The 26622-nt window shown below is 67.0% G+C and carries 24 protein-coding genes; 18 read left to right on the plus strand and 6 right to left on the minus strand.

Annotated elements, in window-relative coordinates; genetic code table 11:
• Positions 1-3: 3 nt before the first annotated feature.
• From AC10V3_RS03205 to AC10V3_RS03235, 7 genes are all read left to right on the plus strand, one after another.
• Positions 4-783 carry a GntR family transcriptional regulator gene (locus AC10V3_RS03205; RefSeq protein WP_349605628.1) on the plus strand — a complete coding sequence of 260 codons (780 nt, stop codon included), beginning with the start codon at positions 4-6 and terminating at the stop codon, positions 781-783.
• The gene (locus AC10V3_RS03210) at positions 780-2357 is read left to right on the plus strand and encodes a class I adenylate-forming enzyme family protein (protein ID WP_454751598.1); all 1578 of its coding nucleotides are present in this window, start codon (positions 780-782) and stop codon (positions 2355-2357) included. Before AC10V3_RS03205 ends, AC10V3_RS03210 begins: the two co-directional genes overlap by 4 nt.
• Positions 2354-3973, plus strand: a complete 1620-nt coding sequence (locus AC10V3_RS03215) for an acyl-CoA carboxylase subunit beta (RefSeq protein WP_349605630.1) — start codon at positions 2354-2356, stop codon at positions 3971-3973. The genes AC10V3_RS03210 and AC10V3_RS03215 overlap by 4 nt, the downstream gene beginning before the upstream one ends.
• Positions 3974-3988: 15 nt before the next feature.
• Positions 3989-5599 (plus strand): acyl-CoA carboxylase subunit beta, encoded by a 1611-nt coding sequence (locus tag AC10V3_RS03220; protein WP_349605632.1) that lies wholly within the window; start codon positions 3989-3991, stop codon positions 5597-5599.
• A 41-nt stretch (positions 5600-5640) separates the two neighbouring features.
• Complete coding sequence (locus tag AC10V3_RS03225) at positions 5641-6960, plus strand: MFS transporter (RefSeq protein WP_349605634.1); 1320 nt, start codon at positions 5641-5643, stop codon at positions 6958-6960.
• A 56-nt stretch (positions 6961-7016) separates the two neighbouring features.
• Positions 7017-8003, plus strand: a complete 987-nt coding sequence (locus AC10V3_RS03230; RefSeq protein WP_349605636.1) for a Bug family tripartite tricarboxylate transporter substrate binding protein — start codon at positions 7017-7019, stop codon at positions 8001-8003.
• Between the two features lie 194 nt (positions 8004-8197).
• On the plus strand, positions 8198-8518 hold the full coding sequence (locus AC10V3_RS03235) for an EF-hand domain-containing protein (RefSeq protein ID WP_349605638.1): 321 nt from the start codon (positions 8198-8200) through the stop codon (positions 8516-8518).
• 197 nt (positions 8519-8715) lie between these two features.
• Here the strand turns inward: AC10V3_RS03235 and AC10V3_RS03240 are convergent, their stop codons facing one another.
• Complete coding sequence (locus tag AC10V3_RS03240) at positions 8716-9642, minus strand: LysR family transcriptional regulator (protein ID WP_349605639.1); 927 nt, start codon at positions 9640-9642, stop codon at positions 8716-8718.
• 88 nt (positions 9643-9730) lie between these two features.
• Here AC10V3_RS03240 and AC10V3_RS03245 point away from each other — a divergent pair, with 88 nt between their 5' ends.
• The 3 genes from AC10V3_RS03245 to AC10V3_RS03255 all read left to right on the plus strand — a co-directional run bounded on the left by AC10V3_RS03245 (position 9731) and on the right by AC10V3_RS03255 (position 12513).
• On the plus strand, positions 9731-10711 hold the full coding sequence (locus tag AC10V3_RS03245) for a tripartite tricarboxylate transporter substrate-binding protein (protein ID WP_349605640.1): 981 nt from the start codon (positions 9731-9733) through the stop codon (positions 10709-10711).
• Positions 10712-10800: 89 nt separating this feature from the next.
• Positions 10801-11772: a hydroxyacid dehydrogenase gene (locus AC10V3_RS03250; protein ID WP_349605641.1), complete on the plus strand. Its 972-nt coding sequence runs from the start codon at positions 10801-10803 to the stop codon at positions 11770-11772.
• 33 nt (positions 11773-11805) lie between these two features.
• Positions 11806-12513 (plus strand): RraA family protein, encoded by a 708-nt coding sequence (locus tag AC10V3_RS03255; RefSeq protein ID WP_349605642.1) that lies wholly within the window; start codon positions 11806-11808, stop codon positions 12511-12513.
• A 148-nt stretch (positions 12514-12661) separates the two neighbouring features.
• On the opposite strand, the gene AC10V3_RS03260 is transcribed toward AC10V3_RS03255, so the two are convergent.
• The 3 genes from AC10V3_RS03260 to AC10V3_RS03270 form a co-directional block, all read right to left on the minus strand.
• Entirely contained in the window at positions 12662-12934 is a 273-nt protein-coding gene (locus AC10V3_RS03260; RefSeq protein ID WP_349605643.1) for a uracil-DNA glycosylase family protein, read from the minus strand.
• A gap of 170 nt (positions 12935-13104) precedes the next feature.
• Entirely contained in the window at positions 13105-13596 is a 492-nt protein-coding gene (locus AC10V3_RS03265) for a hypothetical protein (protein ID WP_349605645.1), read from the minus strand.
• Positions 13597-13866: 270 nt separating this feature from the next.
• Positions 13867-14523, minus strand: coding sequence for a recombinase family protein (locus tag AC10V3_RS03270; protein ID WP_349605647.1), 657 nt, complete (start codon positions 14521-14523; stop codon positions 13867-13869).
• 750 nt (positions 14524-15273) lie between these two features.
• Here AC10V3_RS03270 and AC10V3_RS03275 point away from each other — a divergent pair.
• The 3 genes from AC10V3_RS03275 to fdxA all read left to right on the plus strand — a co-directional run bounded on the left by AC10V3_RS03275 (position 15274) and on the right by fdxA (position 18370).
• Positions 15274-15741 (plus strand): hemerythrin domain-containing protein, encoded by a 468-nt coding sequence (locus tag AC10V3_RS03275; protein WP_022533748.1) that lies wholly within the window; start codon positions 15274-15276, stop codon positions 15739-15741.
• A 450-nt stretch (positions 15742-16191) separates the two neighbouring features.
• Complete coding sequence (locus AC10V3_RS03280) at positions 16192-17916, plus strand: M30 family zinc metallopeptidase (RefSeq protein ID WP_349605649.1); 1725 nt, start codon at positions 16192-16194, stop codon at positions 17914-17916.
• A 124-nt stretch (positions 17917-18040) separates the two neighbouring features.
• Positions 18041-18370 (plus strand): ferredoxin FdxA, encoded by a 330-nt coding sequence (gene fdxA / locus AC10V3_RS03285; protein WP_349605650.1) that lies wholly within the window; start codon positions 18041-18043, stop codon positions 18368-18370.
• Here the strand turns inward: fdxA and AC10V3_RS03290 are convergent.
• A complete protein-coding gene (locus tag AC10V3_RS03290) occupies positions 18367-19467 on the minus strand; it encodes a substrate-binding domain-containing protein (RefSeq protein ID WP_022533751.1) in 1101 nt (366 codons plus the stop codon). The genes fdxA and AC10V3_RS03290 overlap by 4 nt on opposite strands.
• A gap of 150 nt (positions 19468-19617) precedes the next feature.
• Here AC10V3_RS03290 and AC10V3_RS03295 point away from each other — a divergent pair, with 150 nt between their 5' ends.
• Genes AC10V3_RS03295 through AC10V3_RS03315 form a run of 5 tightly spaced genes read left to right on the plus strand, consistent with a single transcriptional unit; the run spans position 19618 to position 25744 of the window.
• Entirely contained in the window at positions 19618-20151 is a 534-nt protein-coding gene (locus tag AC10V3_RS03295; protein ID WP_454751600.1) for a formate dehydrogenase subunit gamma, read from the plus strand.
• Complete coding sequence (locus AC10V3_RS03300; protein WP_022533753.1) at positions 20148-21710, plus strand: formate dehydrogenase beta subunit; 1563 nt, start codon at positions 20148-20150, stop codon at positions 21708-21710. Before AC10V3_RS03295 ends, AC10V3_RS03300 begins: the two co-directional genes overlap by 4 nt.
• Positions 21711-21758: 48 nt before the next feature.
• Positions 21759-24641 carry a formate dehydrogenase subunit alpha gene (gene fdhF, locus AC10V3_RS03305; protein WP_022533754.1) on the plus strand — a complete coding sequence of 961 codons (2883 nt, stop codon included), beginning with the start codon at positions 21759-21761 and terminating at the stop codon, positions 24639-24641.
• A gap of 15 nt (positions 24642-24656) precedes the next feature.
• On the plus strand, positions 24657-25523 hold the full coding sequence (gene fdhD / locus AC10V3_RS03310) for a formate dehydrogenase accessory sulfurtransferase FdhD (protein ID WP_349605652.1): 867 nt from the start codon (positions 24657-24659) through the stop codon (positions 25521-25523).
• Positions 25520-25744, plus strand: a complete 225-nt coding sequence (locus AC10V3_RS03315; RefSeq protein WP_349605654.1) for a formate dehydrogenase subunit delta — start codon at positions 25520-25522, stop codon at positions 25742-25744. The genes fdhD and AC10V3_RS03315 overlap by 4 nt, the downstream gene beginning before the upstream one ends.
• A gap of 129 nt (positions 25745-25873) precedes the next feature.
• Here AC10V3_RS03315 and AC10V3_RS03320 read toward each other — a convergent pair whose 3' ends face one another.
• Positions 25874-26569, minus strand: a complete 696-nt coding sequence (locus AC10V3_RS03320; protein ID WP_022533757.1) for a transglycosylase domain-containing protein — start codon at positions 26567-26569, stop codon at positions 25874-25876.
• Positions 26570-26622 lie beyond the last annotated feature (53 nt).

Below are 26622 nucleotides of genomic sequence, written 5' to 3' on the forward strand. Positions count from 1 at the left end.
GCCATGAAGCACCCGGACGCGGAAGGAGACTGGCAAGGGGCGCCGATGCGCGTCTGTGCCGGGCATCACTTGCAAACGGTGCCGGAGCAGATCGCAGAGCGCATCTTCGCGGCCATCGAACGGGGCGAGTACGCGCCGGGCGAACGTATCCGCGAAGAAACGCTCGCCGAGCAGTTCGCGGTCAGCCGCGGACCGGTGCGCGAAGCGCTGCGCATCCTGGAGAAGGACTCGGTCGTGCGCATCCTGCCTAATCGTGGCGCGCACGTCACGCAGCTCTCCATCAAGGAGGTCTGCGACATCTTCGATATCCGCCGCGACCTGGTGGCAGCGATGATCCGCCGGCTTGGCCGCCGCAACGAAGCGGTCATTGCCTGGCTCGACGCGGAAGTGCGCGAGCTTGAAACGGTGGTACAGGGCTCCGGCCCGGGCGACGCCTATCTCGCCATCACCGACCGACTGGGGCGCATGCTGGCCGACAGTTCCGGGAACGAGCGGCTGGCGGAAATCCTGGGCTCGCTGGCGCGGCAGACGCGGCGCTACACAAAGCTCGGGCTGGCCACCGCGGCGCGGCGCGAAGAATCGGCACGCACCTGGCGGGCGCTGCTGAACGACCTGAAGGCCGGCGACGTGAACCGCGCGGCCAATGCCGTCGAACACCTGATCGACGCTTCGCGCCACGAAGCCGTCAGGCAACTGGAGGCGGACACGGCGAGCGCCGGACACGAAGCCACCGGACACGAAAGGGCGAATGCCGCCCTCCGAACAAAGGACTTGCTTCAATGAGTGCAAAGAGAATCGCAGGCCATGCCTTGTCATGGGCCGCTGGGCAGTTTCGCGACCGGCCCGCGGTCGTGTTCCGCGACCGCAGCTTCAGCTATACGCAGATCGAACGGCGCAGCAACCAGCTCGCCAACGCGCTGATCGGCCTGGGACTGCGTCCCGGCGAACGGCTCGCCGTGCTGCTCAACAACTCGGTGGAGAGCATCGACAGCCAGTTCGGCGCCGAGAAGGCGGCGCAGACCTACGTGGCCCTGAACGCGCGCCACACCTTGCGCGAACAGGCGGCGATCCTCAACGACGCCGAGGCTTCGGTGCTGATCGCCGGCGCCGAGTTTCGCGAGATTGCGCAGCAGGTGCGCCATCTCGTGCCGTCGCTGCGCCACGTGATCGGCGTGGGCTGGCAGGGCGCCGGTGTGCTCGGGTTCGATGCGCTGCTCGCCTGCGCTTCGGACCGTTTCCCGGGTCTTGAGGTGCCGGCCGACCTGCTGCTGCGTATCGCCTACACCTCGGGAACGACCGGCCAGCCGAAGGGCGTTGCCTACAGCATCGAACGCTGGGAGGCACGCCTGGCCAACCAGTTTGGTGCCATGGAATACGGCCTCGGCATCGACGACGCGATGCTTCACGTCGGCCCGCTCACCCATGCGGCCGGGGTGCACCTGCTGCCGTGCTACTTGCGTGGGGCACGCAATATCGTGGCCGACCGCTTCGATGCCGGGCAGGTGCTGGCGCAGATCGCCAGCGATCGCATCACCCAGTTGATGGTGGTGCCTACCATGCTGAGCCGCCTGCTTGAAGCGCTGGCCGCCAACCCCGCAGCCGACGTGTCTGCCCTGCGGCGCGTGCACTACGGCACCGCGCCGACGCCAACCAGCACGATCCACGAGGCGTTGCAGCGGCTGGGTCCGATCCTGCGCCAGCAATACGGCATGACCGAAGCGGTCCAGCCCTTGTCCGTGCTCTACCCGCACGAGCACCTGGAGCACGGCCAGCCCTCGGCGCGCATCGCCTCGTGCGGCCGGCCGACCACGAATGTCCGGATCACGGTGCGCGATGCCGACGGGCAAGCCTTGCCGACCGGTGAAGTAGGCGAGATCGCGCTCGCGCACCAGGGCATCGGCGCAGTGGCGTTCTGGCGCCGGCCAGACCTGGAGCGCGAATCCATCCGTGACGGCTGGTACTACAGCGGCGACCTTGGCCGCTTCGACGACGAAGGCTTTCTCTACATCGTCGGCCGCAACAAGGACATGATGATCAGCGGCGGCTTCAACGTCTATGCGCGCGAAGTCGAGGACGCGCTGCACGCGCATCCGGCAGTAGCCGAGGTGGCGGTGCTGGGCCTGCCCGACGCCGAGTGGGGCGAGGTGGTCGCCGCATTCGTGGTGCGCCGGCCCGGACAAAGCGGCGACGCCGATGCGCTCGGCCGGCATTGCGCCGGGCTGATCGCCGGCTACAAGAAACCACGCGTGATCGAGTTTGTCGACGCGCTGCCGCGCAACCATGCCGGCAAGGTGACCAAGAACGACTTGCGCGACGCCTATCTGGCGCGCCATGCAGAAGGAGCGATTTCCAAATGAACACGACTCAGGCAACCCAGCCCGCAACGCAGCCCGCAACCCAGCCTGTTACGGGCGAATGGACGGACGAACTCCATGAGCTGACACAGCGCCGCGCCATCGCGCATGCACTCGGCGGCGAGGAACAGGTCGTGCGCCATCACGCACAAGGCAAGCTCACGGCGCGCGAACGTATCGATTACTTGCTCGACGCCGGCAGCTTCGCCGAGATCGGCGTGCTGGCCGGTTCCGTCAAGTACGGTGCAGATCGCAAGCGCGAGCAATTCACGCCCAGCAATGCGGTGGTCGGCATCGGCAAGATCGATGCGCGGCGCACGGTGGTGGCGGCCGACGACTTCACGATCCGCGCCGGCTCGTCCGAAGGTTCGGTGTCGGAAAAGTGGATCTATGCCGACCGCTACGCCTGGGAGTACAAGCTGCCGATCGTGCGCATGGTCGACAGCGCCGGCGGCAGCGTCAAGCTGCTCGACAAGCTCGGCCATACCAAGATTCCGGGCTATGCCATGTTGCCGATGACGCAGCTGCTCGGCGCCGTGCCTGTGGTCGGCATCGCGCTGGGCGCCTGCGCGGGGCTCGGCGCCGTGCGGGTCGGTTCCGCCCATCTGTCCATCATGATTCGTGGCAAGAGCCAGGTCTTCGCCGGCGGGCCGCCGGTGGTGAAGCAGGCGTTGGGCCTCGACATCGACAAGGAGGGGCTCGGCGGCTACGACGCGATGCACCGTTTCAGCGGCGCGGTGAGCCTGGCCGTTGAAACCGAAGAGCAGGCCCTGGAGGCCACGCGGCGTTTCCTTTCGTACCTTCCCGGCAATGTGTGGGAACAGCCGCCGCGCGTGGCCTGCGAGGATCCGGTCGATCGCTGCGACGAGTGGCTCAACCGGGCGATCCCCGCCGACAAGCGCAAGGTCTTCCAGGCACGCAAGATCCTAAAGGCGATCTTCGACGAAGGCTCGTTGTTCGAGATGTCGCCGGACTTCGGCGGCTCGACCATCACCTGCCTGGCGCGCCTGAACGGCCATGCCGTGGGCGTGATGACCAACAACCCGATGGTGATGGGCGGCGCCCTGACGCGCGCCGCCGCGCTGAAGATGGCGCGCTTCGTCGACCTGTGCGACACCTTCCACCTGCCCATCGTCAACCTGGCCGATCAGCCGGGCGTGATGACCGGCCCCGACGCCGAACGCGAAGGCACGCTGTCCGCCGCGCTGCAGGCCATGCATGCGATCGAGCAGTCTGGCGTGCCTTGGCTGGCGATCGTGCTGCGGCGTTGCGTGGGCCTGGCCGGCGCCATGCTGAGCCCGTGGCACGGGCCGTCGGGCACCGCGCTGCCGAACCGCTATGCGTGGCCGTCGGCACGCTGGGGCTCGATTCCGGTTGAGGGCGGCGTCGCCGCGGCCTACAAGCAGGATATCGCCGCCGCCGCCGACCCGGTCGCGCACCGCCTGGACCTTGAAGCGCACTACCACGCGATCTCGTCGCCGCTGCGCACCGCCGAGCGCTTCGGTGTGCTCGACATCATCGAACCGGCGAGCACGCGGCCGCTGCTTTGCGCCTGGGTCGAAGACGCCTACCAGGCCACCGCCCGCCGCCTCGGCCCGGTCGGCCGCACGATGCGCTGAGCGAGGAGACCGTACATGACAATCACATCCGCAGTATCCGCAACATCCGCACAATCCAGCCCCGCCACCAACGTCGCGGGGGCAGGCCTCTCCACCTACGAAGAACAACGCGCCCAACTCGACGCCCGCGTCCTTGACGCTCTCGCGATGGGCGGCGAAGCCAAGCTCGCGAAGCGCCGCGCCAGCGGCCACCTGAATGCGCGTGAGCGTGTCGAGCAACTGCTGGACGCAGACTCGTTCAGCGAAACCGGGATGCTGGCCGTCTCGCTCCTGCCCGCCGATCGCGACAGCTCACCGGCCGACGCCAAGATCACCGGCACCGGCCGCATCGAAGGGCGGCGCGTGGCCGTGGTGTCGAACGACATGACGGTCATGGGCGCGTCGTCCTCTGCGATCAACATGCGCAAGATCGCCCGCTTGAAGGAGACGGCCACGCGCAGCGGCATGCCGCTGATCTTCCTGGGCGAGTCGAGCGGTTCGCGGGTGCCTGACAGCCTGGGCGCGGAAGCGATGGCCGGTGCCGGCCAGGACCCGCAGCAGTACTGCCGCCGGCGTGAAATCCCTTGGGTGAGCGCCGTGCTCGGGCCCTGCCTGGGCTCGTCGACCTGGTACACCTGCCTTTCCGATTTCGTGGTGATGCGCAAGGGCGCGTTCCTCGCGGTGTCGAGCGCGCGTGTCACGTCGCTCGCCATCGGCGAAGCGGTCGATCCCGAGGAACTCGGCGGCTGGAAGCTGCATGCCGAGCAGACCGGGCTGGTGGACGTGATTGTCAACAGCGACGAGGAAGCGCTCGCGGCGATCCGCCGCTTCCTCAGCTACCTGCCCTCGCACGCCGGTGCCCGCCCGCCGAGCGTTCCGGCTGCCGAGGCGATCGCGCCCGACGCGGACAAGCTCCTCGAACTGGTGCCGTCCGCGCGCAGCAAGACCTACGACATGCGCAAGGTCATCGCTGGCATCGTCGACGAAGGCAGCTTCCTCAACCTGAAGGATCGCTTCGGTCGTGCCGCGGTGACCGGCCTGGCGCGGCTGAATGGCGAGAGCGTCGGCATCGTCGCCTCGAATCCGATGTTCAAGGGCGGCGCGATGGACCCCGAGGCTTGCCGCAAGGTCACGTCGTTCCTGGTGATGTGCGATTCGTTCAACATTCCTGTCCTCTTCCTGGTCGACACGCCGGGCTTCCTGGTTGGCATCGAGGGCGAGCGCAAGGCTGCACCCGCGCACATCATGAACATGATTCACGCCGTGCAGCTGTGCAGCGTGCCTAAGCTGTCAGTAATCCTGCGCAAGAGCTACGGCCAGGCCTATATCAACATGGGCGGCGGCCGCAACAGCGACGAGGTGGCGGCCTGGACCAGCGCCGACACCAGCTTCATGGACCCGCAGATCGGTGTCAGCGTGCTCCACGGCATCAAGCGCGAGGACGACCCGGCGCGCTTTGACCAACTGAAGGCCGAACTGGCACGCGATACCTCGGCCTACGCACTGGCCGGCGCCTTCGGCGTGCAGGCCGTGATTGCCCCGCAGCAGACCCGCGCCTGGCTGATCGAAGCATTGGCCACCCATCGCCGCGAACGCAACGGCGGCATCGGCCAGCACGAGATGCGCTCGTGGCCGACGTACATCTGAGCGCACTTCGACCAGAAGGCTTAACCCAAGGGATGCCAGACGTGAAAACCACTACCCTGTCGGCCGTAACGGCCAACACCCCCCTGAACGCGCCCACCGGGCTGTCGCGTGCCTATGCATGGGCCGTGTTCGCGCTCACCTTTGGCCTGATGCTGTCCGACTACCTGTCGCGCCAGGTCATCGGCGCGGTCTTCCCAGCCCTGAAAGCCGAATGGGCGCTGTCCGACTCGCAGCTCGGGATGCTGGTGAGCGTGGTCTCGCTCGCCGTGGGCGTGCTGTGCGTGCCGATTTCCCTGGTCTCGGACCGCTGGGGACGCGTCAAAAGCATCACGCTGATGGCCTTCGTGTGGTGTCTTGCGACCATCGCCTGCGGCCTGGCGCAGAGCTATGGCCAGTTGCTGTTGGCGCGGATGTTCGTCGGCCTCGGCGAGGCGGCCTACGGTGCAGCGGGGGCCGCGTTGCTGGCCCATGTATTTCCCGCCAGGCAGCGCGCCGCGGTGCTGGGCGCGTTCCTGTCGGCCGGCTTGTTCGGGTCCGTACTCGGCGTGGTCGTCGGGGGCGCTGTGGCGGCCCAGGCGGGGTGGCGCATGGCGTTCTTTGCCGTGGGTGCGCCGGGCCTGCTGCTGGCCGTGATCTATCCCTTCGTCGTGCGCGACTACAAGACCGTCGCGTTGAGCGCCGAGGGGCAGGGCGATGCCGCGCCGGCCCGGCTGCGCATCGGCCAGATCGCGCGCGAAGTGTTTGCCGCGCGCTCGGGCAATCTCACCTACATCGCGAGCGGATTGCAAATGGCAATACCCGCGATCCTCATTGCATGGCTGCCGACATACCTCGGCCGCTACCAGGGCATGGATGTGAAGCAGGCCGGGCTGATGGCCGGCGTGGCCGTATTGGCTTCCGGCATCGGCATGATCTTTGGCGGCGGTCTGGCGGACCGGCTCAGCGCCAGGCACCCGCGGCGCCGGGTGCTGGTGCCCGCCGCCTATGCGGTGCTGTCGGCCCTGGTGCTAATCACCGCGTTCGCGCTGCCGCCCGGTCCGTTGGCCCTGGGCCTGATCTTCCTTGGCGCATTGTTCGCCGCGGCGCACGGCGGCTGTTCCGGGGCCATCGTTTGCGATGTCACCCATCCCGGCGTGCGCGCGACGGTGACGGCGACCATCGCCCTGGCCAACAACCTGATTGGGCTTGCGCCAGGCCCGCTGCTCGTCGGGGCGTTCTCGGACGTTCTCGGCCTGAAGCTGGCACTGACGCTGGCGCCGGTGTTTGCGCTGGCGGCTGCGGTCTTCTTCGTCCTGGCTTCGCGCAGCTACGAGGCAGACGCCGCACGCCATCGCACAAGCGGGACGCAGGAGCCGGCCTGATCGTATTCCACGACCGTTCGACCCAAATCACTGACATCAAAAGACAGGAGCGAGACATGACCATTTCCCTTTCCCCCCGCAGCCTCGGCGTCGTCCTGGGCATGGCGGTCGCCATGCTGGCGCCAACTGCGGCGTTTGCGCAGGTGCAGTCCGACAAGCCGCTTCGCATCATCGCAGCCGGGCCTGCCGGCGGTTCCCTCGACATCGTGTCGCGCCTGCTGGCCGAAGGCATGCAGAAGGAACTGCACCAGCCGGTGATCGTCGAGCCGAAGCCGGGCTCCGGCGGTGCGCTCGCGGTCAACGACCTGACGCAGGCGGCGCACGACGGCAACACGATGCTGGTTGCGCTCGATGCGCTGGTCAGCGAGATCCCCCATATCGTCAAGCTGCGTTTCGACATGTTCAGGGAGGTCAAGCCGATCGCCGAACTCGCGCGCGGCGGGCTGGTGATGGTGGGAAATCCGTCGTTGCCTGCAAAGAACCTCGCCGAGGTGATTGCCTACGTGAAGGCGAATCCGGGCAAGGTCAACTACGCCTCCTACAGCCCCGGCACCGTCTCGCACGTGATGGGGTTGCAGCTGAATCGCGCCGTCGGCATCGACATGTCGCACATCGGCTATAAGGGCACGCCCCCGGCGCTCGCCGACGTGATGGGCGGGCACGTGCAGCTGATGTTCGCAGGCATACCGAACGCGATTCCCCTGATCAAGAGCGGGAAGATCGTGCCCTTCGCCGTCAGCCTGCCCCAGCGTTCGCCGATGCTGCCCAATGTGCCGACCTTCTCCGAACTCGGCTACCCCCAGCTCGAGGCGCTGGTCTGGCTGGGCCTGTGGGTCACGCCAGACGTCCCGGCCGCGGCGCAGGCCAGGTTGCGCGAAGCCGCGCTGAAGGTCATGGCGCAGCCGGCCACGCGTGAGCGCCTGAGAGAGTTCGGCCTCGACGCGGGCCAGCCGCGCACGCCCGAAGAGATGACGAAATCGCTGCGCAGCGACTACGCGCGCATCGGCGCCGTGCTGAAGTCGATCGACTTCAAGCCGGAATGAGCGGCGTGTCATTTCCTTGGGAGGGCTCTTATATCGGAAATCGAAATAACTGAATTCCCCAATCACTGAAAGCCGACGATGATCTCAGGCAGGGCCCGGGAAGTCATTGCCCCCCGATCTCTGCAAATACTGGCCCGTTGCGGACGACCGTCAGGCCGACTGCACTCGCCATCCAAATATCCAGGGAGACTCTGATGATTGCACGACAGCTTTCGCTTGCCGGCCTGGCGCTGGCCGCATGCTTCGCCTCCGGAACCATCGGCGCCCAGCAACAGCCAATGAATCCCAAGGAAGCCATGGCGAAATTCTCCGAGAAGTTCAAGGCGGCGGACGCCAACCACGATGGCAAGCTGACCCGTGACGAAGCGCAGGCCGGTATGCCGGAGGTCTACAAGCAGTTCGACCTGATCGACACAAAAAAGAAGGGCGAGGTGACCGAGCGGCAGGTTGGCGCGTACTGGGCGGCCAAGGCGAAGCAGCGCGGTGCGGCGCAGAACCCGGGTGGGTTGAACTGAGCAACTGGTGTCGGCGGGGAACGCGCGCGGCAGTCGCGATTCCTTGCACGGCGCTGTCGGTATGCCTTGAAAGTTCGCTGACGCGATCGATCTTCAAATCGCCGGACGTGGCACATCTGCTGTCCGCCATCGCGCCGAATGATGTGAGGGCGTTGCAGCGCCCTCACGTAGCGACTGCCGCCCAGTGACCAAAGCCGCTATTCATCCCCCCTGCCTGCGTTGAACAAGCGCCCGCCACGCTCCTGCAAGAGCGCCATCAGGCGATGCGCCGCAGGCGACAGGTAGCCTTCGCGCCGGTATGTCACGCCGAGCCGGCGTTTCAGCGTTGCCTCCTTCAGCGGCACTTCGCGCAGCGGGTGCTGGCTGCCGTTCCCGGCAGCCAGCGTGTGGCGGGACAGGAAGCTGAGCAGCTCGCTCTTCGCAATGAGGCGTGGCAGCAGGGGGATCGAGTTCGCATCGATCTGCGCCGTGGGCGGCGGCAAGCCATGCGACTGGAAGGCCGCATCGAGCCATTGCCGGCTGGGGATGGACCGGGCCGGCAATACCCAGCGCCACGACAGCAGTGATTTCATCGTGATGCGGGGCAGGTCGAAGACCGGGTGATTGCGGCTCGCCGCAACGACGACCACGTCCTCGACGATGGCGCAACTGACGAAGGCGTCGTCGGACTCGGGCATGAGGCCGATCAGCAGGTCGATCGCACCTTCCCTGAGGCGCTCCCGCAAAACCAGGCTCGGTGCGACGGTGATCTCGATCGTGGTCTCCGGCGCTTCGGCGAGAAGGAGATTGCAGATCTCCGGCAACACATGTTCGGCGGCAATCGGTCCGCTGCCGATGCGGACGTGTCCCGCGTTCCCCCTGGCGAAGTCGCCAACCTCCCTGAGCGCCTCTTCCGTTGCGCCGCGCAGCATGCGCGCCCGCGCGAGCAGCACCTCGCCCACCGCGGTGAGGTGTATGCCGCGGCCTTTGCGCTCGAACAGGGCGCTGCCGAACGCATCTTCCAGCCGCTGTACCGCCTTCGTGATCGCAGGCTGCGTTCGCCCCAACTGGTCGGCAGCCTTGCCGACGTGGCCGAGTTCGGCGACTGCCTCAAAGTACCTGAGGTCCCGAAGCTGGATGTCCATCGATAACTTCCAGGAATGAAAACATGAACATTATCAAATGGACGGAATGATTTGGCCAGCCAACAATACAAGCCATAACACAGGAGACATGATGACGAAAACGCGATTCCTCGCGGCTGCCGCCGCGCTTGCCATGCTCGCGGGCAGTGCGTTCGCGCAAGCCTGGCCAGCCAGGCCGATCCGGCTGGTGGTCCCGTTTCCGCCCGGCGGCGGCACCGACACGGTTGCGCGGCTGGTGGCGGAGAAGCTGACGTCGCAGGCGGGCTGGGTCGTCGTGGTGGAGAACCGGCCCGGTGCCGGTGGCAACGTTGGTCTCGACGCGGTGGCGAAGGCGCCGGCCGACGGCTACACGATCGGTCTGGGCCAGACCGCCAACCTCGCGATCAACCCGGCGCTCTATCCGAAGATGCCGTTCGATCCGCTGAAGGACTTCGCACCCATCACGACGGTTGCCTCCCAGCCCGTCGTGCTGGTGGTCAATGCCGCGTCTTCGTTCAGGACGCTGGCAGACGTCGTTACGGCATCGAAGAGCAAGCCAGAGTCCCTGCGCATCGGCCTTGCCGGCAACGGCACGGTAGGCCATCTTGCCGGCGAGATGCTGGAGCGGCGCGCGGGCATCCGGATGCTGAACGTGCCGTACAAGGGCGCCGGCCCGGCCATGGTGGATCTGCTCGGCAACCAGGTGGACCTCAATTTCGCCAATACCGCGGCAGCGATTCCGCAACTCGCGGGGAAGAAAGTTCGCGCGTTGGCGGTGAGCTCCGCGCAACGTGTAAAAAACGTACCTGAGCTGGCGAACGTGCCCACGGTTGCCGAATCGGGGTACCCCGGCTTTGATGCGATCACCTGGACCGGCCTGATCGCGCCGGCAGGCACGCCTCAGGCCGTGGTTGACCGCATCAACGCCGAGGTGCAGAAGGCGCTGAAGAACCCTGACGTGCAAGGCAAGCTGGCCGCCGAGGGCAGTACGCCCATGGGTGGAACGCCCAGGCAGTTCGCCGAATACATCCGTACCGAGCATCAGAAGTGGGGCGCGCTGATCCGCGAGGCGAATATCAGGCTCGAATGAGCTTCCGAACGAATTCTCTGCACCCACCCGGCAAAAGCTCCACGGATCCGTCCCCCGTCTGAATGCTTGCGCTTCAACATTGAAATGTCATGACTACCATCTTCGTCACCGCTCCCAAGCTGGCGCCAGCCGGCGTGGAACTGCTCGCCCAGGCCGGCGCCCGCGTGCTCTATCTGTCCCAGCCTGACAGCGTGGAGGAAGTGGAGCGCGTCATGGCATCGGAGCCCATCGACGCGGTGATCTCGAGGACGGTCCGGCTATCGGCGAAGGCCATCGAATCCTGTCCGACGCTCAAGGTGATTTCGAAGCACGGTGTTGGGGTCAGCAATATCGATGTGGACGCGGCCACGCGCCGAGGCATTCCGGTCTACGTCACGCCGGGGGCAAACGCGCAGTCGGTGGCCGAGATGACGCTGGGCCTGATGTTCGCCGCCGCGCGGCGCATCGGCTGGATGGATGCCGAGTTGCACGGGGGCCGCTGGTCGCGCGCGCAGGACGGCGTGGAACTGCGCGGAAAGACCATCGGCCTGGCCGGTTTCGGGCAGGTCGGCCAGCGCGTGGCGACGGTATGCCTTGCGTTGGGCATGAAGGTCGTGGCGTTTGATCCGGCGCTGACGGACGGTCCCAGCCCGGTCGATGGCGCGCAACTGCTGCCGTCGCTGGCCGAACTCCTGCCGCGTGCCGACGTGTTGAGCCTGCACGTGCCGCTCAACCAACACACGCGCAACATGCTCGGTGAAGCCGCGTTCAGCCGGATGCCGCGCGGCGCGATCCTGGTCAACACGGCGCGCGGTGAGGTGGTGGACGAGGCTGCGCTGATCGCCGCCCTCCAGAGTGGCCAGCTCTATGCCGCCGGGCTGGACACCATGGCTGTCGAGCCGCTGCCTGCCGACAGCCCGCTTTCGACACTGCCGAACGTTGTGCTCACACCGCATGTGGGCGGCTCCACGCCCGCAGCGCTGGCCGCCATGGCGAGCGCCGCCGCCCGCAATGTACTGGGATGTCTGGACGGCGTTCCGGCAGAACGCTCCGCTTGTGCCAACCCGCAAGTCTTTTCCTGACCGCCCGATTACCGTTGATCCCTGGAGACCCTGATGACCACTTCCGAAACCACCGCGCCAGTGCAATGGCCCGCCGGTTACCGCATCAACCCGCGTGTCGACGGACCCGCTCCGGATATCGTGGAGGCTTTCCGCGACATGCCGGTCGCAGCCATCGGCGACTCGATGAGCCGCAACATCGGCACGGTCGGCTTGCGGCAATACCATGCCCGCCTGGACACCGTGCTGTGCGGACCCGCCGTGACGGTCCGGGTGCGCCCCGGGGACAACCTGATGATCCACAAGGCCCTGATGATGGTGCAGCCTGGCGACGTCCTGGTGATCGACGGCGGCGGCGATGTCACGCAGGCGATCGTCGGCGGCCTGATGCGGACGACGTGCATGGCGAAGAAGCTGGGCGGACTGGTCATCGACGGGGCCGTCCGCGACCTGTGCGAATGGGCGCAGGACGGCATGCCCATCTTCGCCAGGGGGCACACCCATCGCGGACCGGGCAAGGATGGCCCCGGGGAGATCAACATTGCCCTTGCCTGCGCGGGTCTGGCGGTGTTGCCCGGTGATCTCGTCGTCGGCGATGCGGATGGGGTGATCGCAGTGCCCGCCGCCGAGGCTGCCGACGTTCTCGAACGCTGCCGGGCACACCTGAAGAAAGAAGCCAGGATTCGCGCGGATAACGCGGCCGGCACATCGGATCCGGAGCGCTTCGATGCAGCGCTGCGCGCGAAGGGCCTGCCGGTCTGAAACGCCTTCCGCAACGCCTGGTGCGGCTGTCCGTTCGAGGCCATCAGCCCGCCGTCGACCGGCGGGACCTTGTCCGCAAAGCGTTGCATCGGGTTCGCCATCCGTAGGATGGCGAGTCTGCGCCCGCGGGGCTCAGCGCCCCTTCGCGTTAGGCACGCGGGTCTGGTCGATGGACGCGCCGCCGGTGCCCTTGCGCGGTTGGCCGTGCAGGCCGTCGCGGGCCGCCTTGCCCGCGCTCTCGGAGGCACTTGACCGCATTGGTCATGAAGAGCTTGTCACGGTCCAGGCCGGCCTTGCCCAGCGCCTCGTCCAGCAGGTGGCCCGCCGGGCCGACAAAGGGAGAGCCCTGCAGGTCCTCCTGCGCGCCGGGCTGCTCGCCCACCAGCATGATGCGCGCGTGCGCGGCCCCCTCGCCGGGCACGCCCTGGGTGGCGTTGCGCTACAGCGGCCGCGTGCGCGGCCCCCTCGCCGGGCACGCCCTGGGTGGCGTTGCGCTACAGCGGGCAACGACGGCATTGGTTCAGCTCAGTGCGGCTGACGGGGGGCTTCTTGCGCTCGGGCATGACGTCGGCGGCGCGGCCGCTGCCGGGTTCATGCTCGATATCCGGACGCAGCGGGCGCAGCGCGCAGCCGCACACGCGTGCCGGCCGAGGCCGTGCAGCAGACCAGGTAGTACGCGCGCTTGAACTGCTGCGCGGCTTCCAGCCTGCGCCCCGCGGCGGCTTCGGCGAACGCCGCGTGCAGGCAGCGCGCGATGCTCTCAGCCGTGCCGCCGTGCTCGAACAGGCCGGGCGGGCGTTCCTGCCACAGCTGCATCAGCACCGCCTGGCGCCGCGCTAGGGTGTGTGGTGGCCAGGCCTGGTCGCGGCTCAGCAACTCCAGCCGCGTGGCCAGCAGCGTTTCAAGCAGCACGGTCGGGCGCGCGAAGTGCCGCGGCCCGCCGGGGCGGGCATGCAATGACGGCGGGGACGAGGGGGTAGAGGGTGTGGAAGCAAGTTGCGCGTGCGTCAGCGCACTGCCGCCGCCGGCCGGATCGGCCAGGGCCGGCGGCATGCCCACGGCTTTCTGCAGTCGGATAGTCATGTCGATGCGCCAAGGGCCGCGTCGGGCGGCGTCGCATGACGGGGCTGCGCGGTTGCCTTGCAAAGGTGGTTCGGGTGCCGGTCCCGCGGCGGCGGGGCTGTGTTCAGCAGGACTTCGTTGCCGGGGACGTTCTGCTCAGACTACTTTCGCAAGGAACGTTCCAAGCCGCGGGCGGCGCCAGGTGGGCGCGCGCGGCCCGGCAACGCATGGGATTCTTGCAACGGTGCGCGTAAATACGTCGACCCACGGCCAGCCCGAGGCTGGTCAGCGTCAGTCGTCGGCAGTTTCCGCTTCCGGTTCCGTGGCCGGCGCAGCAGAGGGCCGCGTGTCGTGCCGCGCCGGCTGCACGGCCGGTTCCGCGGCGCGGATGCGCAGCACCGTCTGGCGCGAGGTATTGAACTGGCGCGCGATCTCGCTGACCGAATGGCCGGCGCGCAGCGCATGCAGGATGGCGCTGCGCTGCTCGGGCGTGTGCTTGGGCGGACGGCCGACCTGCCGCCCCATCGCCTTGGCCGCGGCGAGGCTTTCGCGCACGCGCACGCTGCGCGTGGTGCCTTCCAGCGCTGCTACGGCGCGCAACACCTCCACCGCTTCGGGTGGCGAGGCGCTGGACAGGTTCGTGCGCGACAGCTGCGCGCAATGGAGCGCCACGCCCAGCAGGCGGAAGCGCCGGATGGTGGCCAGCACCTCCTGCACGCTCCAGCCCATGCTGCACAGGCGCAGCATGACCACGGCATCGCCGGCCTGCACCTGCTGCTGCAGTGCGCGCAGGCGGGGGCGCTGCAAAGCCGGCACCGAGGCCGGCTCGCACTCCCAGAAGGCGTGGCGCGCGTCCACGTTGTAGCCGGCTTCAGCAGCGGCTTGTAGTTCTTCGTCGATGGCCTCGGGGCCAACGGCGCGATTCGAATATATGAATGTTGACGGCATGGCGGGATCTCGCACGGCAGTCTGCAATAAACGTCTGCGGCGAACGCGGAGCAAACGCAGCTGTCGCGTTTCAGTCCTTCAGTCAAAGCATTGAGCAGCCCTGCACCGGCAGCCGCATAGTGTGCGGGAAAAACGCATTAAATGCGGCTGTGCATAAGCGGGTGCTTTCGGACAGGGGGCCTGGGCTTGACGGTGGGCACTAACGCGGCTCACTCAAGCGGCTCACTGAAGCGACGCACTGACGACGCACCAACGCGACACCTCGGAGGCCATCGTCCTGGCTGCTCCAGGCGATGCTCCGGCGTGGGCAATGTCGTCGCGAACTCGCGCACATCGCTGTCGCGCGCTCCCGTCGCGATGCCTTGTGGAACAGCAAGCCGGCCAGCGCGGGGCCGGCATGGCGTTTCAGGGACCTGCGTTTGCGGATCCTGGTGCGGGCTTCTGCGATCACGGTTGTCTCCTGTCTGGAATATGCGCGGCGGCGGGGACCGCACGGATGACCGACCCGCGCAACTTTCATGCCGCGCCGCGCACGCCCGCATTGCGTCCCACGCTGCCCTCGCCGGCGCGGCGCCGCGGGCACAATTACAAGCCTTCGCGCAGGAATTGCAATGCGGCATGCGGCGCGGGTGCGCACGCTGCCCACACACGTCCTGCGGGCGTCGTGCGGTGGGCGGCAGTTGTACGGGCACGGAACCTGCCTCCCACGTAGCGAAGCCGGAACACCGCACCCCAGCCAAGGAGAACATCGTGGACAAGTCGAAGATCCCCGCAGACCAGGCCGAAGCCCTCGGCGCACTGATGGACGAGCACCGTGCGGTCAAGAAGCAGTTCAAGGCGTTCAAGGACACCGAGAACCGCGACGAGAAGGAGTCGATCGCGCTGGACGTTTGCCACCAGCTCACGGTGCATGCCACGGTCGAGGAAGAGATCTTCTACCCGGCGCTGCGCGGCGCCAGCGACGAGATCGATGACATGCTGGACGAGGCCCAGGTCGAGCACCAGGTGGCAAAGGACCTGCTCGCCGCGATCGAGGAGGACCCCGCCGGGGACCTGCTGGAAGCCAATTTCACGGTGCTTTCGGAATACGTCTCCCACCATATCGAGGAAGAGGAAGGCGAACTGTTCAAGAACGTGATCAAGGAAAAGGTCAACCTGCGCGAGGTGGCCAAGACCATGGCCGCGCGCAAGGACGAGCTGATGCGCGCAACCGCCTGATCCGCCGCGGGTGGTGGCGGGCGGACCGGTGGGCGGCCGCTGCAATGGCGGCCGCCCTTGCGCCATCACCCGCGTCTTCTTCGATGGCCTTCGTCCGCGAGGGCTTCATGCCAGCCCGGCGCAGCCGGCGCCGATAACGGGCTGCGCCCACGCAATGCCATCCCGCGCGATCTCCCGCGCCGCTCTCCCGCTTTGCGGCCCTGCGCACCTGTGGCGCCGCTACCACTGATCCTCGCTGCCAACTCGCCGCCGTGACCTGCGTCGCCCACAATGCGGTGTCGCCAGCTTGCCTGCCTACCACCTGCAGGTAGGGTCAAGCGTTGCGGTTTTGCTGCCGTTATCGTCGGATACCGCCGCAAACCGCCCGCTGTCTTGGCCGTTGCCCTGGCTGCGGCCGGCGGCCCTGACGTTTCAGATCCTGATTACCACCTTCAACGGAGTTGCGCGGAAATGCCCCGGATTGCCGATGGACTGCACCTGCCCCTGAACCTGCTCGCCGCCGCCATGGCGGCGGCCGTGCTTGCCGCCTGCGGCGGCGGTGGCGGTGATGACGCGGCATCGTCGCAGCCGCCCGCGACCACGACCACCACCACGGACAGCGAGCCCGTCACGGTCGCGCAGCCGCTGGTGATCAACGGCCTGGAGCAGGCCTGCACCGGCTGCGGCGCGGCCACCGGCTCGACCTATGCGGGCAGCGGCACCGGCATCTGGCAGCAGCGAAACGCGGGCAGTGCCGATATCGACGTCAGGTTTTCGATCAGCGGGCTGGGCGGCCAGTCGCTGTCGCTGATGCTGACCAATACCAGCGGCACCAGCCTGACGCTGCCGTCGATCAAGCCCTCGGTGCTGAGCGAGTCGGTGACCGGCCTGTCGATGCGCTCGCTCGCAAGCGTCAGCGACCCGGCTGCGTCAGCCAGCGCCGACGCCGAAGCCACGCGCCGCGAGATCGCCGGTTTCAACCGCAGCGGCTGGGCCGAGCGCGTCGCGGCGGCAGCGCCGCTGCGCAGCGTGATGAGCGCGCCCGCGCCGCAAGCCGCGTCGATGGCCACCACCCGAGGGTGGTACCACACCGACGCGACCACGCGCACCGCCAGCGTGGTACAGCAAGTCACCACCAAGGATGGCGTGACGGTCAGGCTGTGGGTGGAAGACGCGGAATACACCACGGGCAAGGTCGATGCCGCGCTGGTCGGCGCGCTGGCCAATGCCTTTGTCGGTGCCGGCAGCGCCCAGGGCGTCTACGACATGCTGAAGTCCGTGGGCGGCCCGCTGTGGGGCGCGCACAACTACCCGACCACGCTGATCGCCGGCAGTGCCCAGCCGATCGATATCGTGATCCTGAACTTCGACCGCAACAACAAGCCGTTCGGCATGGTCGGCTACTTCTGGGGGCTGCACAACCTGCTGCGCTCGGTCGATCCCACCAGCAATGAATCGGTGTCGCTGTACCTGGACGCCGAGACGCTCTACCTCGGCGGCGCCGACGGCATTCAGTCGATGAAGATGGTGATGGCGCATGAAGGCATGCACATGCAGAACTTCTACCGTCGCAGCGTGCGGATGGGGCCGTCTTACTCGTTCGACGACTGGCTCGAGGAAATGACCGCGATGATGATGGAAGATTTTGCCAGTCACACCATCGACGCCAGCTTCAACAATATCCGCGACGTGCGCATGCCCGACTATGTGCGCACCAACAGCAGCAACTGCAATCTGTTCTCGTTCACCGGCTTCGGCGCGTTCTGCGAAAGCTATTCGGTGTCCGGCACCTTCGGTGGCTTCCTGAACCGGCACCTGGGCCTGGCCTTCTTCAAGGACCTGCTGGCGCGCGGTACTACCACCGATTCCAAGACGGCGCTGGAGCAGTCCATTGCCAGTGCGCAGGTTGGCGTGACGCTGGCCGAGCAGATGCGTCGCTGGGCAGTCAGCACCAATACGCTGATGCCGAGCACGGGCCTGCCAGCCGGCTATGGCTACCCGGCGCGCACGGACAGCGGCTTTACGCTGCCGGCGATCGACCTCCAGAGCTACGCCGCGATCAAGACGGCGGCATCGACGCTGCCGTACCTGTCCGCCTACGGCAGCTACCTGGTCCGCACCGGCGCGGTCACGGGCACCTACAGCAACACCGTGCGCGTGCCGGCCAGCACCACCTTGTCGGTGGTGGCGTACTGACGCAAGAAAGATGCCGCTTCAGGCGATTTGAACGAGTCGCACAAGGCGGCCCGCCCCGCGCGGCAGGGCGGGCCGCTACGATCGATAGGTCTTTACCGCCGTACTGCCGTACCGCCCCCGCCCCATGACCTTTGTCGTAACGGATGCCTGCATCCAGTGCCGCCATACCGACTGCGTGGAAGTCTGCCCGATGTCGTGCTTCCACGAAGGGCCCAACTTCCTCTCCATCGATCCTGACCAGTGCATCGATTGCTCGATGTGCGTCCCGCTTTGCCCCGTCGGCGCGATCTACTCGGAGCACGACCTGCCCGAGGACAAGCGCCATTTCATCGCGCTGAACGCCGAGCTGTCGCGCCGGCCCGACTGGCCGCCGCTGCTGCAGGCCAAGGGCCCGATCCCCGGCCATGAGCAATGGGCCGATCATCCTGACCGGCTTGCGCTGCTGCAACGCTAGCGCACACGCGCGCCCGCGTAATCCGGGAACGCCTCCGCCAGCGTCAGCACCGTGCCGGTCAGCGCGCCGTCATAGCCCGGCAGCGCATTGACGCGCTGGCGGAAGGCCTCGCTGGTGAGCGCGCCCACCGCGCCGGCCAGCGCGGCGCTGCGCAGCATGGTCTTCTCGATCGCAAAGAAGTAGCGCTCCTTGATCACCGGCACGAACCCCAGGCCGAAGCGCCGCGCCGCCGTTTCCACGCCGAAGCCCACGTCGGCCATGCCGCTGCCGATATACGCCGCCACCGCGGCGTGGGTGAACTCGCCGTTGCTGTAGCCTTCGATGCGCGCCGGGTCGATGCCGCGCGCGGCCAGCATCAGGTCCAGCAGCAGGCGCGTGCCCGAGCCCACCTGACGGTTGACGAAGCGCACCTCGCGCCGCGTCAGGTCTTCAAGCGTGTGGATGCCGAGCGGGTTGCCCTGCCGCACGAACAGCCCCTGGCTGCGCACCGCCAGGTGCACCAGGCAGTGCGTGTCGGGTTTCAGCCACGTGGTGAAGTGACGCCACATGCCGTGTTCAAACTCGCCCACCGGCACGTGGAAGCCGGCGATATCGCACGCGCCCTCGGCCAGCGCCGCAACCGCTTCGACGCTGCCGCAGTACTTCAGGTCGTGCCGCACCTGCTGCTCGTCGAGGAAATCGCGCAGCGCCGCGACCGCAAAGCCGTGGCTGGCATGCAGCCGCACCGCCGCCTCGGACTGGTCCATTAGCTTCTTCAACTCGATTTCCAGCTCGGAAGCCAGGCTATCCAGCGTCGGCGACAGGCGCGCGCCGATCCGCTTGCTGGCCCACACCAGTTGCTGCGCCAGCGGCGTGAGGGCGCTGCCGCGGCCGCGGGTCTTGTCGATCAGCGGGCCGCCGAACAAAGCCTCGGCGTCGCGCAGGATGCCCCAGGCATAGCGGTAGGACAAGGACACGGCCTGCGCCGACTGGCTGATGCTGCCCGATTCCCCGATATGGCCGAGCAGGGCCACCAGCCGGGAAACGTCCAGGGCCTCGTCGCCAGGGCTGGCGTCGTCCCGGATCTGCAGGTGGGGAAGGATCGAGATGCGAATCATATGTAGAAAATAGCTTATTGAAGGGGCGCTGTCACTCTCATATAGTCGCTTCAACGGGCAGCCAGGCCAGATCGCAAGCCCGGAAATAGGAAAAAAATAGCATATAACGGCCCGCGCAGCCCGCTCCGTGCGGCCCCCACAGGAGACGCCATGCCAGAAACCGCTCCCATCGCACCGGCATCCGCCGACGCCGCGCGCACTGCTGCGATCGCGGCGATCGTGGCGGCACGGCAGGACCTGCCGGGCGCCTTGTTGCCGATCCTGCACGAGATCCAGGACACGCAGGGCTACATTCCCGACGACGCCGTACCCGTGATCGCCCGCGCACTCAGCCTGTCGCGTGCCGAGGTGCATGGCGTGATCACCTTCTACCACCACTTCCGCCAGCAGCCGGCGGGCCGGCACGTGGTCCAGGTCTGCCGCGCCGAAGCCTGCCAGGCGGTCGGCGCCGAAGCACTGGCCGAGCATGCGAAGCGGGCGCTGGGTTGCGGCTTCCATGAAACCAGCGCGGACGGCCAGGTGACGCTTGAGCCGGTCTATTGCCTGGGCCAGTGCGCCTGCGGCCCGGCCGTGATGGTGGGCGAGCAGCTGCACGGCTATGTCGATGCGAAGCGCTTCGATGCGCTGATCCGGTCGCTGTTCGAGGCGCAGGCCTCCAACGAAACCACGGAGGCCCAGGCATGAGCGCCACTACCACCATCTTCGTGCCGCGCGATTCCACCGCGCTGGCGCTCGGCGCGGACGATGTCGCCCGCGCCATTGCCCGCGAAGCCGCGGCTCGCGGCGACGACGTACGCATCGTGCGCAACGGCTCTCGCGGCATGTTCTGGCTGGAGCCGCTGGTCGAGGTGCAGACCGACGCCGGGCGCGTGGCCTACGGCCCGGTTGGGGTGGCGGACGTGCCCGCGTTGTTCGACGCCGGCCTGCTGCAAGGCGGCGCGCATGCGCTGGCGCACGGCCTGACCGATGAGATTCCGTTCCTGAGGAAGCAGGAGCGCCTGACCTTTGCCCGCGTTGGCATCACCGATCCGCTGTCGCTGGAGGACTACCGCGCGCATGAAGGCTTTGCCGGCCTGGAACGCGCGCTGTCCATGCAGCCCGCCGACATCGTGCAGGAAGTCACCGACTCCGGCCTGCGCGGCCGCGGCGGCGCAGCGTTCCCCACTGGCATCAAGTGGAAGACCGTGCTGGGCGCGCAGTCCGCAGTCAAGTACATCGTCTGCAATGCCGACGAAGGCGATTCGGGCACGTTCTCCGACCGCATGGTGATGGAAGACGATCCCTTCATGCTGATCGAAGGCATGACGATTGCCGGCCTCGCGGTGGGCGCGGAGCAGGGCTACATCTACTGCCGCTCCGAATACCCGCATGCCATCGCGGTGCTGGAAAGCGCGATCGGCATCGCGCGCGCGGCCAGCTGGCTGGGCGACGATATCCGCGGCAGCGGTAAGCGCTTCCACCTCGAAGTGCGCAAGGGTGCCGGCGCCTACGTCTGTGGCGAGGAAACCGCGCTGCTCGAAAGCCTGGAAGGCCGGCGCGGCGTGGTGCGCGCCAAGCCGCCGCTGCCTGCGCTGGAAGGGCTGTTCGGCAAGCCCACCGTGATCAACAACGTGATCTCGCTGGCCACCGTGCCGGTGATCCTGGCGCGCGGCGCGCAGTACTACCGCGACTACGGCATGGGCCGTTCGCGCGGCACGCTGCCGTTCCAGCTCGCAGGCAATATCAAGCAGGGCGGACTGGTCGAGAAGGCATTCGGCGTCACGCTGCGCGAACTGCTGGTCGACTACGGCGGCGGCACCCGCAGCGGCCGCGCCATCCGCGCGGTGCAGGTTGGCGGCCCGCTGGGCGCCTACCTGCCCGAGTCGCGCTTCGACGTGCCGCTGGACTACGAGGCCTATGCCGCCTTCGGCGGCGTGGTCGGCCACGGCGGCATCGTGGTGTTCGACGAGACCGTCGACATGGCAAAGCAGGCGCGCTACGCGATGGAGTTCTGCGCGGTCGAATCCTGCGGCAAATGCACGCCGTGCCGGATCGGCTCGACCCGCGGCGTCGAGGTGATGGACCGCATCATCGCCGGCGAGCAGCCCGTGAAACACGTGGCGCTGGTGCGCGACCTGTGCGACACCATGCTCAACGGCTCGCTGTGCGCGATGGGCGGCATGACGCCGTACCCGGTGCTGTCCGCGCTGAACGAATTCCCCGAGGACTTCGGCCTCGCCTCCAACCCTGCCAAGGCCGCCTGAGCGTCAACTGAGCCGCCAGGTCCCACAAGAATCGGGAGACAGATCGCCATGAATGCCCGCAACGAGATCGACTTCGGCACACCCGCCAGCGAATCCACCGAACTGGTCACCCTGGAGGTCGACGGCGTCAGCGTCACCGTGCCCGCCGGCACCTCGGTGATGCGTGCCGCGATGGAAGCCCAGATCGCCGTGCCGAAGCTGTGCGCCACCGACAGCCTCAAATCCTTCGGCTCGTGCCGCTTGTGCCTGGTCGAGATCGAGGGGCGCCGCGGTTATCCGGCATCGTGCACCACGCCGGTCGAAGCCGGCATGAAAGTGAAGACCCAGAGCGACAAGCTGGCCGACCTGCGCCGCGGCGTGATGGAGCTCTATATCTCCGACCACCCGCTCGACTGCCTGACCTGCCCGACCAACGGCAACTGCGAGCTGCAGGACATGGCCGGCGTGGTGGGACTGCGCGAAGTGCGCTACAACGACGGCGGCCCGGAAGCAAAGCCGATTGCCACGCACACAGAGATGAAGAAGGACGAATCCAATCCTTACTTCACCTACGACCCGTCCAAGTGCATCGTCTGCAATCGCTGCGTGCGCGCCTGCGAAGAAACGCAGGGCACCTTCGCGCTGACCATCAGCGGCCGCGGCTTTGACTCGCGCGTCTCGCCCGGCACCAGCCAGTCGTTCATGGAATCGGACTGCGTCTCGTGCGGCGCCTGCGTGCAGGCCTGCCCGACCGCGACGCTGACCGAGACCTCCGTCATCAAGCTCGGCCAGGCTTCGCACAGCACCGTGACCACTTGCGCCTACTGCGGCGTGGGCTGCTCGTTCAAGGCCGAGATGAAGGGCAACGAGGTGGTGCGCATGGTGCCGTACAAGGACGGCAAGGCCAACGAAGGCCACGCCTGCGTCAAGGGCCGCTTTGCCTGGGGCTATGCCACGCACAAGGACCGCATCCTCAAGCCGATGATCCGCGCGAAGATCACCGATCCGTGGCGCGAAGTGTCGTGGGAAGAAGCGATCGACTACGCCGCGTCGCAGTTCAAGCGCATCCAGGCGGAGCACGGCAAGGATTCCATCGGCGGCATCGTGTCGTCGCGCTGCACGAATGAAGAGGGCTACCTGGTCCAGAAGCTGGTGCGCGCCGCCTTCGGCAACAACAACGTCGACACCTGCGCACGCGTATGCCATTCGCCGACCGGCTACGGCCTGAAGCAGACGCTGGGCGAATCGGCCGGCACGCAGACCTTCAAGTCGGTCGAGAAGGCCGACGTGATCATGGTGATCGGGGCCAACCCGACCGACGGCCACCCGGTGTTCGCCTCGCGCATGAAGAAGCGCCTGCGCGCCGGCGCCAGGCTGATCGTGGTCGATCCGCGCCGTATCGACCTGGTCGATTCCCCGCACATCCGCGCCGACTATCACCTGCAGCTGCGCCCTGGCACCAACGTGGCGCTGGTGACGTCGCTGGCGCACGTGATCGTGACCGAAGGCCTGCTCAACGAAGCCTTCATCGCCGAGCGCTGCGAGGACCGCGCGTTCCAGCAATGGCGCGACTTTGTCGCGCTGCCGGAGAACTCGCCGGAGGCAATGGAATCCGTCACCGGCATCCCCGCTGAACAACTGCGCGGTGCCGCCCGCCTGTACGCCACCGGCGGCAACGCGGCCATCTACTACGGCCTGGGCGTGACCGAGCATGCGCAGGGCTCCACCACCGTGATGGGCATCGCCAACCTCGCCATGGCCACCGGCAATATCGGCCGCGAAGGCGTGGGCGTGAATCCGCTGCGTGGTCAGAACAACGTGCAGGGTTCGTGCGATATCGGTTCGTTCCCGCATGAACTGCCGGGCTACCGCCACGTGTCGGACTCGACCACGCGCGGCCTGTTCGAAGCCGCGTGGAATGTCGAGATCAGCCCCGAGCCGGGCCTGCGCATCCCCAATATGTTCGAGGCCGCGCTGGCCGGCAGCTTCAAGGGCCTGTACTGCCAGGGCGAGGACATCGTCCAGTCCGACCCGAACACGCAGCACGTGTCCGAAGCGCTGTCGTCGATGGAATGCATCGTGGTGCAGGACATCTTCCTGAACGAAACTGCCAAGTACGCGCATGTGTTCCTGCCGGGTTCGTCGTTCCTGGAGAAGGACGGCACCTTCACCAATGCCGAGCGCCGCATCTCGCGCGTGCGCAAGGTGATGCCGCCCAAGGCGCGCTATGCCGACTGGGAAGCGACCGTCCTGCTGGCCAATGCGCTGGGCTATCCGATGCACTACAAGCACCCGTCGGAGATCATGGACGAGATCGCGCGCCTGACGCCGACGTTCTCGGGCGTCAACTACAAGCGCCTGGACCAGCTCGGCAGCATCCAGTGGCCGTGCAACGCCGACGCGCCGGAAGGCACGCCGACCATGCATATCGACACCTTCGTGCGTGGCAAGGGTAAGTTCATCATCACCAAGTACGTGCCGACCACCGAGAAGATCACGCGCGCATTCCCGCTGATCCTGACCACCGGGCGCATCCTGTCGCAATACAACGTCGGCGCGCAGACGCGCCGGACCGAGAACGTCCACTGGCACTCCGAAGACCGGCTCGAGATCCATCCGCACGATGCAGAGGAACGCGGCATCAAGGACGGCGACTGGGTCGGCGTGCAGAGCCGGGCCGGCGATACCGTGCTGCGCGCCATCGTCAGCGAGCGCATGCAGCCGGGCGTGGTCTACACCACCTTCCACTTCCCGGAATCCGGCGCCAACGTGATTACCACCGACAACTCGGACTGGGCTACCAACTGTCCGGAATACAAGGTGACCGCGGTGCAGGTGATGCCGGTGGCGCAACCGTCGGCGTGGCAGCAGCAGTACCACGACTTCAATACGCAGCAGCTGCAGTTGCTGGAAGCGGCCAGCGCCGATCCGGCGCAAGCCGCGGCGAACTGAGCGGAGGGTGAAATCATGATGCGCTGCATGCAGTCACCGGAGATTGATCCGGCCGCGTCGGAAGACGCCGTGCCGGCTACGCACAGCACCTTTGCGGTCAACCGCTGGCGCCAGGGCGAAATCATGCTGAGCCCGGACGAAGTGGCCGAGGAAGTGCCAGTCGCGCTGGAGTACAACGGCATCTCGCACGCGGTGATGCTGGCGACGCCGGCCGACCTGGAGGACTTTGCGCTGGGCTTCAGCCTGAGCGAGGGCATTGTGTCCGCGCCGCGCGATGTCTATGACATCGAGGTCGAGATGCGCCAGCACGGTATCGCGGTGCGGCTGGAGATTGCGTCGGAAGCCTTCATGCAGCTCAAGGACCGCCGCCGCTCGCTCGCGGGTCGCACCGGCTGCGGGCTGTGCGGCACCGAGTCGCTGGAGCAGGTGATGCGCATGCCGGCACCGGTGCAGAGCGATGTCAGCTTCCACACCGACGTGATCCAGGCTGCATTTGTGCAGCTGCAGCTGCGGCAGGAGCTGCAGCGCCACACCGGCGCCACGCACGCCGCGGCGTGGCTGCGCGCAGACGGCCATGTCTCGCTGGTGCGCGAGGATGTGGGGCGCCACAACGCGCTGGACAAGCTGGCGGGCGCGCTCGCGCGCAGTGGCGAGGATATCGCCAGCGGCGCGGTGCTGGTCACCAGCCGCGCCAGCTATGAAATGGTGCTGAAGACCGCAGCCATCGGCGCCGGCCTGCTGGCGGCCGTGTCCGCGCCCACCGCGCTGGCTGTACGGCTGGCGGAGCAGTCCAACATCACGCTGGCCGGCTTCGTGCGCGCTGGTGCGCACGTGGTGTACGCCCATCCCCAACGTTTGCAACACGAAGCGAGCCTGGCATGAATGTCGACAACCTGATTACCATGGCCAACCAGATTGGCAGCTTCTTTGAGGCGATGCCGGATCGGGAGGAGGCTGTTTCGGATATTGCCGGGCATATCAAGCGGTTTTGGGAGCCGCGGATGCGGAAGGCGTTGCTTGGGCATGTGGATGCCGAGGCCGGCAATGGGCTGCTTGAGATTGTGCAGGAGGCGGTGGGGAGGTATCGGGGGATGTTGGAGTGAGAAACATCTTTTGGGATGATCGACGGCCCGGCGCTGCTGGTGACATGTTGTCGCTGTTGAAGCGCTGGGTTCAAACATCGACAACATGTCACAAGCAGCGACCAGCCGTCGAGCATCTACCAGCCCCCTTCACCTAAGCCTCAACGGCTCCAACAACGCACCGTCATACTCCCCTCGCGAAATCCTCCCAAGCTCCAGCATCCGATGCAGGATATAAGCCTGCCGCTGCCGCGCCCGCCTGGGATTAGCCACCGGATTGTTCGCCGACGGCGCCTTTGGTAACCCCGCCAACATCGCGCACTCCGCCAACGTCAGCTGATCCAGCGGCTTGCCGAAATAAGTCCGCGCCGCATCGGCGAATCCATACGCCCCCTGTCCCAGGTAGATCTTGTTCATATACAGCTCAAGGATCTCATCCTTGCTCAGCGCCTTCTCGATGCGGTAGGACAGCAGCACCTCATAGAGCTTGCGCGTATAGGTCTTGTCGCGCGACAGGTAGAAATTCCGCGCCACCTGCATGGTGATGGTCGACGCGCCCTGCGACAGGTCATCCGACAGGTTGGCAATCCCCGCTCGAATCACGCCGACATAGTCGATCCCCTCATGCACATAGAACCGCTCATCCTCGATCGCAATCACCGCGTCCGTCAGTTCGCGCGGGATCTTGTCGAAGGGCACGTAGTCGGGCGTGCGGCGGAACGCAGTGAGCGCATCGAGCGACGGCAATTGCCGGTCGACAGCCAGGATGGCGATGGTGGCGAGCAGCATGCCGCCAATGACGGCGAGCACCAGCAGCTTGATGAAGGCGGACCAGAGGCTTTTCATGCCGCATATTGTGCCAGCGCGCGGCGGCGAGGTCGCCAAACCGCCGCCGCCGC

It is taken from the genome of Cupriavidus sp. PB-02 (assembly GCF_058252315.1).

What these genes read in the sequence shown, in the direction of transcription:
- AC10V3_RS03205 (WP_349605628.1), top strand. Translation starts at nt 4, where the DNA reads ATGAAGCACCCGGACGCGGAAGGAGACTGGCAAGGGGCGCCGATGCGC.
- AC10V3_RS03210 (WP_454751598.1), top strand. Translation starts at nt 780, where the DNA reads ATGAGTGCAAAGAGAATCGCAGGCCATGCCTTGTCATGGGCCGCTGGG.
- AC10V3_RS03215 (WP_349605630.1), top strand. Translation starts at nt 2,354, where the DNA reads ATGAACACGACTCAGGCAACCCAGCCCGCAACGCAGCCCGCAACCCAG.
- AC10V3_RS03220 (WP_349605632.1), top strand. Translation starts at nt 3,989, where the DNA reads ATGACAATCACATCCGCAGTATCCGCAACATCCGCACAATCCAGCCCC.
- AC10V3_RS03230 (WP_349605636.1), top strand. Translation starts at nt 7,017, where the DNA reads ATGACCATTTCCCTTTCCCCCCGCAGCCTCGGCGTCGTCCTGGGCATG.
- AC10V3_RS03235 (WP_349605638.1), top strand. Translation starts at nt 8,198, where the DNA reads ATGATTGCACGACAGCTTTCGCTTGCCGGCCTGGCGCTGGCCGCATGC.
- AC10V3_RS03240 (WP_349605639.1), bottom strand. Translation starts at nt 9,642, where the DNA reads ATGGACATCCAGCTTCGGGACCTCAGGTACTTTGAGGCAGTCGCCGAA.
- AC10V3_RS03245 (WP_349605640.1), top strand. Translation starts at nt 9,731, where the DNA reads ATGATGACGAAAACGCGATTCCTCGCGGCTGCCGCCGCGCTTGCCATG.
- AC10V3_RS03250 (WP_349605641.1), top strand. Translation starts at nt 10,801, where the DNA reads ATGACTACCATCTTCGTCACCGCTCCCAAGCTGGCGCCAGCCGGCGTG.
- AC10V3_RS03255 (WP_349605642.1), top strand. Translation starts at nt 11,806, where the DNA reads ATGACCACTTCCGAAACCACCGCGCCAGTGCAATGGCCCGCCGGTTAC.
- AC10V3_RS03265 (WP_349605645.1), bottom strand. Translation starts at nt 13,596, where the DNA reads ATGACTATCCGACTGCAGAAAGCCGTGGGCATGCCGCCGGCCCTGGCC.
- AC10V3_RS03270 (WP_349605647.1), bottom strand. Translation starts at nt 14,523, where the DNA reads ATGCCGTCAACATTCATATATTCGAATCGCGCCGTTGGCCCCGAGGCC.
- AC10V3_RS03280 (WP_349605649.1), top strand. Translation starts at nt 16,192, where the DNA reads ATGCCCCGGATTGCCGATGGACTGCACCTGCCCCTGAACCTGCTCGCC.
- fdxA (WP_349605650.1), top strand. Translation starts at nt 18,041, where the DNA reads ATGACCTTTGTCGTAACGGATGCCTGCATCCAGTGCCGCCATACCGAC.
- AC10V3_RS03290 (WP_022533751.1), bottom strand. Translation starts at nt 19,467, where the DNA reads ATGATTCGCATCTCGATCCTTCCCCACCTGCAGATCCGGGACGACGCC.
- AC10V3_RS03295 (WP_454751600.1), top strand. Translation starts at nt 19,618, where the DNA reads ATGCCAGAAACCGCTCCCATCGCACCGGCATCCGCCGACGCCGCGCGC.
- AC10V3_RS03300 (WP_022533753.1), top strand. Translation starts at nt 20,148, where the DNA reads ATGAGCGCCACTACCACCATCTTCGTGCCGCGCGATTCCACCGCGCTG.
- fdhF (WP_022533754.1), top strand. Translation starts at nt 21,759, where the DNA reads ATGAATGCCCGCAACGAGATCGACTTCGGCACACCCGCCAGCGAATCC.
- fdhD (WP_349605652.1), top strand. Translation starts at nt 24,657, where the DNA reads ATGATGCGCTGCATGCAGTCACCGGAGATTGATCCGGCCGCGTCGGAA.
- AC10V3_RS03315 (WP_349605654.1), top strand. Translation starts at nt 25,520, where the DNA reads ATGAATGTCGACAACCTGATTACCATGGCCAACCAGATTGGCAGCTTC.
- AC10V3_RS03320 (WP_022533757.1), bottom strand. Translation starts at nt 26,569, where the DNA reads ATGAAAAGCCTCTGGTCCGCCTTCATCAAGCTGCTGGTGCTCGCCGTC.